Annotated in this window: 9 protein-coding genes; all 9 read left to right on the plus strand. The window is 38.6% G+C overall.

The genetic code is table 11. From position 1 onward, the window contains the following. Positions 1–82 precede the first annotated feature (82 nt). The 9 genes from BM398_RS04210 to BM398_RS04250 all read left to right on the plus strand — a co-directional run bounded on the left by BM398_RS04210 (position 83) and on the right by BM398_RS04250 (position 8,254). Entirely contained in the window at positions 83–1,531 is a 1,449-nt protein-coding gene (locus BM398_RS04210) for a SpaH/EbpB family LPXTG-anchored major pilin (RefSeq protein ID WP_175531839.1), read from the plus strand. A gap of 161 nt (positions 1,532–1,692) precedes the next feature. Continuing rightward, the gene (locus BM398_RS04215; RefSeq protein ID WP_092336551.1) at positions 1,693–2,544 is read left to right on the plus strand and encodes a class C sortase; all 852 of its coding nucleotides are present in this window, start codon (positions 1,693–1,695) and stop codon (positions 2,542–2,544) included. 23 nt (positions 2,545–2,567) lie between these two features. Further along, positions 2,568–3,659 (plus strand): Cna B-type domain-containing protein, encoded by a 1,092-nt coding sequence (locus BM398_RS04220; RefSeq protein WP_092336552.1) that lies wholly within the window; start codon positions 2,568–2,570, stop codon positions 3,657–3,659. Positions 3,660–3,728: 69 nt separating this feature from the next. Next, positions 3,729–4,379 carry a sortase gene (locus BM398_RS04225; protein ID WP_092336553.1) on the plus strand — a complete coding sequence of 217 codons (651 nt, stop codon included), beginning with the start codon at positions 3,729–3,731 and terminating at the stop codon, positions 4,377–4,379. A gap of 177 nt (positions 4,380–4,556) precedes the next feature. Next, entirely contained in the window at positions 4,557–5,339 is a 783-nt protein-coding gene (locus tag BM398_RS04230) for an adaptor protein MecA (protein WP_092336554.1), read from the plus strand. A 17-nt stretch (positions 5,340–5,356) separates the two neighbouring features. Next, positions 5,357–6,142, plus strand: a complete 786-nt coding sequence (locus tag BM398_RS04235) for an arginase family protein (protein WP_175531840.1) — start codon at positions 5,357–5,359, stop codon at positions 6,140–6,142. A gap of 144 nt (positions 6,143–6,286) precedes the next feature. After that, on the plus strand, positions 6,287–6,604 hold the full coding sequence (locus tag BM398_RS04240) for a hypothetical protein (RefSeq protein ID WP_092336556.1): 318 nt from the start codon (positions 6,287–6,289) through the stop codon (positions 6,602–6,604). Positions 6,605–6,866: 262 nt separating this feature from the next. After that, on the plus strand, positions 6,867–7,436 hold the full coding sequence (locus tag BM398_RS04245; RefSeq protein ID WP_092336557.1) for a transposase: 570 nt from the start codon (positions 6,867–6,869) through the stop codon (positions 7,434–7,436). Then, positions 7,400–8,254: an IS3 family transposase gene (locus BM398_RS04250; RefSeq protein ID WP_304528538.1), complete on the plus strand. Its 855-nt coding sequence runs from the start codon at positions 7,400–7,402 to the stop codon at positions 8,252–8,254. Before BM398_RS04245 ends, BM398_RS04250 begins: the two co-directional genes overlap by 37 nt. Positions 8,255–8,292 lie beyond the last annotated feature (38 nt).

An 8,292-nucleotide genomic window follows, 5' to 3' on the forward strand; every position in this document is an offset into this window, starting at 1 on the left:
GATGCTCATTTGCATCGGATATATTATTGAACGACATTATAAAAAAAATAAACTGACACAAGATTCAAAGAAGGAGAAAAAAATGAATAGAATCAAAAAACTGATAGTAGGATTCCTTGTATCAGCTATGGTACTGGGAATGGCAATCACAGCCTATGCGGCTTCAGGAACAATTACAATTAGCAATGCTAATGCAGGTCAGACATATGACGCTTACCGCGTATTTGACTATGTACCTGCTGATGAAGCAGATGCTGGTGCCGGCGGTATTTACAAGCTTGCATCTAAGTTTTCAGGTCTTCCTTCATACACATACAGTGATGATGGAAACAGTGTAGCAATGAGTTCATTCTTCACAGTTGGTGACAATGACATCCTTGATACATCAGGACTTGCTACAGAAGAGGATGTTAAGGTTTTTGGTAGGGCTGTACTTGCTTACGTAAAGGCTAACGGAATCGGAAATGACGGTTCAACAACAGCTACAGAAGATGGCGTAGCTACAATTTCAGTTAGTGAATATGGTTACTATGTAGTAGATTCATCACTTGGTAGTGCGGTATCAGTTGATACAACAACTCCTTCAGCATCTATCGCTGAGAAGAACAGTGTTCCTGAAATCAAGAAGGAAGTTTCAGGTGCTACAAATTCTTCAACAATATATAGCGATAAGACCGGAAACGATGCACAGATTGGTGATACAGTAGAGTTCAAAGTTTCAGCTGATCTCAAGCGCGGTGGTAAGGATTATGCGATCGTTGATACATTGACACCCGGCCTTACACTTGTTGATCTTCAGGACAGCAATATCTCTTTCTCAAATAGTTCTCTTGGTTATACAATTGACAACGCTTATGTTGATGAGAATGGAAATAAGGGATTTAAGATTACATTTGAAGGTGAGCCTAAGGATGACACAACAGCAACTGTTGTTTACCAGGCAGTTGTAAATAAGGATGCTGCTATCGCATCTGAGGAAAATATTAACGAAGCTTTCCTCATCTATGGTAACGGAACAGAGACAACACATGTTACAACAAAGACAATGACATATCCTCTTCAGATCAAGAAGATTGCGTTAGGTGATACAACCGGAAAGGTTCTTCCCGGAGCAGAATTTAAGGTATACAGAGAGTTAGATAAAACACAGCTTAAGTTTACAAAGGTTTCAGATACTGAGTATAAGGTAGATCCCGATGGATCAGTTGAAGCAATCGTAACTGTTGCTGAAGCACCTCTTACAATCACAGGTCTTAACGCAGAGAATTATATTCTTGAAGAGACAAAGGCTCCTCAGGGTTACAACCTTCTTGAGAGCAACGTAGGTGATTATAAGCATGCGCAGCAGGTAACAGTATCAACTTCTTCCAATACAGGAGCAGTTCAGGTTGCGACGGTTGAGGATGGAACAGGTCTTACACTTCCTTCAACAGGTGGTATCGGTACAACAATCTTCTACATCATCGGTGGAATCCTTGTTGTTGCCGGAATCGCATACTTCATCGTTCGCAGAAAAGCTGACGCTGAATAATACCCGGGATGAAAAAGTTTAATTGTTTTGAATCTTGTTGAATTAGTTGGATAACAGTATTCTTCGGGGGAAGATTACTTCCCCTGAAGAATATGTATATTCATAATCCTAAAGATTCTTAGAAAATAAACCGATATGGTGAAAAGATAAGAATTGCTTAGATGAAGAAGAACCTAAAGAAAAAAATACCCAATATAATATTTGGATTGATATTTATCGCAGGATTGTGTATATTTTTATATCCTTCAGTAAGTAATTATATCAATTCACGGAATCAGAGCAGAGCAATTTCTAACTACGAGGAAATGGTTAATAACATTTCCGAAGAAGATTATTCAAAGATGTGGAGCGAAGCAAAGGCGTATAATGAAGAACTTGCTAAAAAAGCTCTAAATTTTGATCTTTCTGATGAGGAAAGGGAAGAGTACAATAAGATTCTTAATGTATCCGGAACGGGAATAATCGGATATATTGAAATTGAGAATATAGGGGTCAACCTTCCAATTTATCATGGGACCGCTGAATCGGTTTTACAGGTTGGTATAGGACATTTGGAGGGAACATCGTTTCCCACCGGAACTAAGAGTACACATGCTGTTCTTTCGGGACACCGAGGACTTCCGTCCTCTAAGCTTTTTTCTGACCTCGACCAAATGATCGTCGGGGATACGTTTTTACTTCATATTTTGGATCAGACTTTTGCGTATCAGATTGATAAGATAAACATTGTTCTTCCGGAGGAGACCAATGACCTTGCAATAGTCGATAATGAAGAATACGTCACGCTTGTTACATGTACTCCTTACGGAGTTAATACTCACAGGATGCTTGTCAGAGGTAAGCGTGTTGATTATAGCGAAGAAACAAGACTTATAGTACCGGCAGATGCCTTAAGGTACAACACCATGGTAGTGGCACCGTTCATCGGGGCACCGATTCTATTTATAGCTTTTATAGTATTTCTTATTAGGACGTCAAAGCCTAAAAGGGTAAAGGGAGCAAAGCAAGGGTAATTGCTCTACGAGGTATTTGTTTTATGATTAAGGTAAGAAAAGTAATTAGCCGAACAGTTGTTACACTTATGACTGCGTTTATGGTTTTCGGGCAGGCAGCTGTTGCAGTAAATGCCAGAGGAACCATTGACACATCAAAGACAGGTTCGCTTAGTGTGACATATAAATTTGGCGCAGACAAGATGTTTGATGGCGTTAAGTCACGCATCTACAAGATCGCAAGTGCTACTGAAAACGGTTCATTTGCTCTTGATGCGGGATACGCTGAAAAGTCTACCATAAAGGATCTGAACAACATTACTAATGAGGCTACGGCTCAGCAGGAGTGGAAGCAGATTCTGGATGATGTTCTTCCGTATGCGGTAGCTGAGCGTCAACCGGATGCTGAAGCTGTTTCAGCAAATGGTCAGGTTAAGTATAACAGTCTTGGACTTGGTATTTATCTTGTATGTGCAGATAACTATGTGGAAACAGATAATACATATGTTTTCGCACCGTTCCTGGTATCGGTACCACAGCTTGACGACAACGACAACTGGGTATATGATGCACAGGCGGGCACAAAGTGCGAGAAGTTTGACAGAATGGTTGATCTTGAGCTTCATAAGAGATGGAACGATGAGGGATATACAGATAAGCGCCCTTCTTCCATTGATGTGAAGATCATTAAGAACAACGAACTTTATCAGACAGTTAATTTGAATGATTCAAATAATTGGACATATTCTTGGAAAGAGAAGCCCGGTAATACATGGACTTTTGAAGAAGTATTACCTTCAGATTCAGGATATTCGGCTTCAGTTTCCGAGTCAAAGACATATGACGAAAATACAGCATCAGAGATTTATACGATTACAAATACGTATACTCCTCCTGCAGGTCCTCCTCCGGGTGGTGATGAGCATCACGAAGAGGATAACGGTGGCCACGGAGACGGCGGTGCTACAGAGTTCCCTGATGTTCTCGGTGCAGTAAGAAAGCTCAGCGAGCTTCCTGCAGTATTGGGTGCAAGAAGACTTCCACAGACAGGTCAGTTGTGGTGGCCTCTTCCCATTCTTGTAATTGCAGGTATTGCACTTATAGTAAAGGGAATTAGAAGGAACAGAAATATTTAATACTTATATATACCCCATGGGATAAAACTCATGGGGTAATACTATATAAGAAATGTGAGGGGCAATAAATTGAAAAAGATTCCAGGTTATCTATATATGTTTTTTGGTGCGGTGCTTATTTTTATCGCTGCACTTATAGTTAAGAACAATTTTGATGAAAACGCAGAAGCCGGAGCAGCATCTGATAGCCTTTTGACCGGTGTTATCGAACAGATGCCGGGAAGGGTTATTGAACCTGAGTTATCCGGAGACATGCCGATTGTAGATGTTGACGGAAGAAGTTTTATAGGAACAGTTGAAATACCATGCCTTGGTCTTTTACTTCCTATTCAGAATGAGTGGAGTAATGACAATGCTAAGGTTTCAGTATGTAGATATATGGGATCTGTATATGAAAACAATCTTATTGTCGCAGGTCACAATTATATTGAACATTTCGGAAAACTTAAAGAACTTAAAACAGGTGACAAAGTAATTGTTACCGATATGAACGGAAGAAGCTTTTACTTCCAGGTTTCAAATATGGAGACTTTGGGAGCTTATGATACTGAACAGATGGAGTCGGGAGATTGGGATCTTACTCTTTTCACATGTACCATCGGTGGAGCAAACAGAGTGACTATCCGCTGCGAGTCTACAGGTGAAGCATCACAGGTTGGAGAAGTTCCAGATGTCATAAAGGCTGCTGAAGAAAGTAAACATATTAGGAAACGTAAATAAAACAAATATAAAGCATATACATAAAAATACGCATCAATCCGATATAGAAAATATATAACAAAAAGAAACTTATATTTTATAGAGTTAATAAAGATTTTAGCACTCCATTGTGGACAGTGCTAATGTAACATTATATAATGACAGTACAAAGAATCCATGGAGAGGAGTTGATGCGTGATGATCATAGTAAAAATGAATGATACAACTGTAGAATGTAGCATTGCCGCATCAGAGCTTCATGAAATCGGACTTACACCCGAAGCAGTTATTAACGGTGCGGAAAACACATCATCTTTTTTCGCTAAGCTGAACAAAGAAGTCGGACAGCAGCTTGGATACAATCCTGAGACTGAGGTCATGATGATGAGCAAAAATATGATGATGGATGGCAGTATCAGAATTTTTGCGGTTAAGATGAGCAACGAAGATATACAGACAGCATCTGATCGCATTAAAGGAGCAGCAGAGACTGTTCTCAGAATTCTTACTCAGGAAAAGATTGATGAGATCAAGTCAAAGAATGGCAGAGATAAAGGCATTGCACTGAACGAAGTAATAACAAACGTAAGCGACGCGATAAACAGGATTTACGGCAGAGACAAGCTCTATACTCTTCCGGAGGAAACAACAAAAACTCCTGAGACCAGCTATCAGCCACTTTCAGAATATGCGGAGTACATGGTTGAATTTGATACTTTTGATGAGGCTAAACGTTTTTCAAAAGTGGTTCAGAAACTTCCTATAGTAGATTCTTCTTTATATAAACTTGAAGAGGGCTACTACATGATATTGGGACTTTTGTCATCGGACGAGAGCGTTATATACGATCTCAGAAGAGCAGGAGTCGAGTATTCCAATATGCTTGTGGTAAACGCGACGGAAGCAATGTATGTCAGAGAACATGGAGACCGCTTGGTAGGAAGCGATGCGATAATACATTTAACCGATCTTTCCAGATGAGGATGCACATTTACAGTATGAATGATCACATTACACTATTTGATTTTTCTGGAATATATAATGAAGAGAGCTTTTATCAAAACGATAAAAGCTCTCATTTTTGTATTATAAATTGCAGGGATATTCCCGGAACAAATTGTATGTGCGATGACGAGGCAATCACGCAGATAAAAAAGAGAATAATCGGGCAAGCTTTTGAAATGACAGGATTAGAAGATGAAAGCGAAAGACTGGCCGCCTTTGCAAAAGGAATTCACTTTATCGATTCCGGTAATTATCATTATATGTCTGCGATAATCACGGATATGATAAAAGAGCCTTTTTCTCTTGTGGTTCTCGATCACCATCCCGATATGCAACCGCCTATGTTTGGTGACATATTGTCATGCGGCGGATGGGTAATGAAGGTAATTGAGAATAACCCTTATGTCAGAGATGTTCATGTGATAGGTGCTGACAGAGAGCTCATAGATAAGCTTGATAAAGATGATGCAAAACGCGTTAAATTCTACGGTGTTTCAGATGTTAAGGATATACTTCCCGACACCGAATACCCTGTTTTTCTATCTGTAGATAAAGACGTAGTCAGAAGAGAAGAGCTTGTGACAAACTGGGATCAGGGCGAGATGACTAAGAGTGAGCTTTTATCTTTTATTAAAGCCATTATTAAGAATAAAGAAGTCATCGGAGTCGATATCTGCGGCGAATGTGCGCCCGACCAAGAGGGTATCGATGTTGGAAAAGAAGCGCAGATAAATGATGAATTCAACATTGAGATAATAAAGGGAATTGTAGATTTATGAAGTGGTAATCAGATTGATTGCAATTTATTAGACTATACAAGTATAAAAAATGTAAGTCAAAAAAACTTGTAATTAATTTTTACAAAGTAGTATTATTCACGTAGAGGGACTTATTACTCATATAAAGGAAAAGGAGGAGCTGAGATGGTTATTGGATTCGTTATCTGGAGCATTGTAGCATTAGCTTTTGTTGCGATTGCTATTTCTACTTACAGAGCTGAAGAGGCAGTAGGATTTTTTACTTTTGTAAAGCCACCGGTGGTTAAAGATATAAAAAAATATAACAAGGCAGTTTCTGTCCTATGGCTTGTTTTTGCAATAGCACTTGAAGTTATAGGCATACCATTCTTGTTTTTAAAACAAAATTCTCCACTTTTCTTTGTAATGATTATTGGAGTTGTAGCTCTTGTTATAGGGCTTATGATTGCATATGTGAGACTTGAAGCTAAAGAAAAGGTTTGAGATTGGAATTCTAAATTGATTTCTATATTATTCGCGTAGCCAATGGGACTTTGAGCAGAGCACTTAGTGAGGTTTTACCGAACTTAGTGCGAGCCATGGGTGAACACTTGGTGAGCTTGTTTACAAGCGAACCTAGTGTGAATCCCAGAACCCATGCAGCGAAGCTGCTGGGTGAGAGTCCTCTTCCGCGCAAAATAAAAGGACCAACTCTTTCTGATATGTACCCTCTTTACTGGACAAACCAGTAAGGAGGGTATTTTTTATGCGTTATGATTATGATTTTAAGAGAAAATGTGTTGATTTGTTTAGAACAGGTGTCTATCCCAATACTCCCGATGGAATTTCACAAGCCTGCTTCAGGAACAAAGTTCGCGAGTGGGCTAGAATTGAAGATGCTCTAGGGCCAGAGGCATTAAAACCTAGACATATTCAAAAGAAATGGTCGACAGAAGAAAAATATGAATTGGTATGCCAAGTTTTAGCTGGAAGTTCATATCTAGCAGTTGCTCTTTCTAATGGAGTTAAGGATTCAATATTAAGAAATTGGGTTCGCAAATATAAGATTTATGGTTACAATGGTCTTATCCCAAAACAGAAAGGGCGTAAATCAAAGAATTCCAACATGAAAAAAGTAGGAACAAGAAAGCCACCAAAACCTAATGAGTCTGAATATGAAGAACTAATCCGATTAAGAGCTGAAAATGCATACATGAAAGCTGAAATCGAAGTAATAAAAAAAGAGATCGCCTTGAGAGAAGAAAAGGAAGCTGCGCGACTCAAGGCGAAAAAGCAGCAATCATCAAGGAACTCCGAGAAAACGGATTCCAATTAAAATATCTCCTTAAGGCTATGAATATGGCCAAATCAACTTACTATTTTGAGATTAATAAGAAAGATGTTGTTGCTGAACGTAATCAAGAAATACTGAAAGAAATACAAAGTATTTTTGAGTCAAACAAGAACAGGTATGGGGTCAGACGAGTCCATCATGAATTGATAAACCGTGGATATAAGATAAATCATAAGCGAGTTCAGCGTCTTATGCATGAAGCTGGATTAGTTGGGAAACGACCAAAAGAAAAATATCATTCTTATAAGGGTGAAGTGGGAAAAATTGCTGATAACGTGATAGATAGAGATTTCAGTACAACTGCGCCTTTACAAAAATGGACAACGGATGTATCTCAGTTTAATTTTTCATGGGGTAAGTGTTATCTATCGCCAATTTTAGATATGAATACAAATGAAATCATTTCCTATGACTTATCTAAGAGCCCTAATCTTGAGCAGATATCCAGAATGTTAAATAGAGCATTTGATAAATTTCCTAATCTCAGCGGCCTTATATTCCATTCTGATCAAGGCTGGCAGTATCAACATATTTATTATAGAACTGCTTTACAAGAACATGGAATTATTCAATCCATGTCTCGAAAAGGTAACTGTTATGACAATTGTATTATGGAGACTTTTTTTGGTAGATTAAAAAACGAGATGTATTATGGTTTCGAAAAAGACTATTCTTCTTTTGAAGAATTCTCAAAAGCACTTGAAGAATATATAGATTACTACAATAACAAAAGAATTCAGGTCAAAACAAAATGGATGCCACCTGTGCAATACAGGATAGCATCCATGTGTTTGGCTTAGTTCATAAATATGTGTCCAGGATTCTGGGTACATATCAT

The sequence above is a fragment of the Butyrivibrio sp. M55 genome, from assembly GCF_900116865.1.
Classification (GTDB): domain Bacteria; phylum Bacillota; class Clostridia; order Lachnospirales; family Lachnospiraceae; genus Butyrivibrio.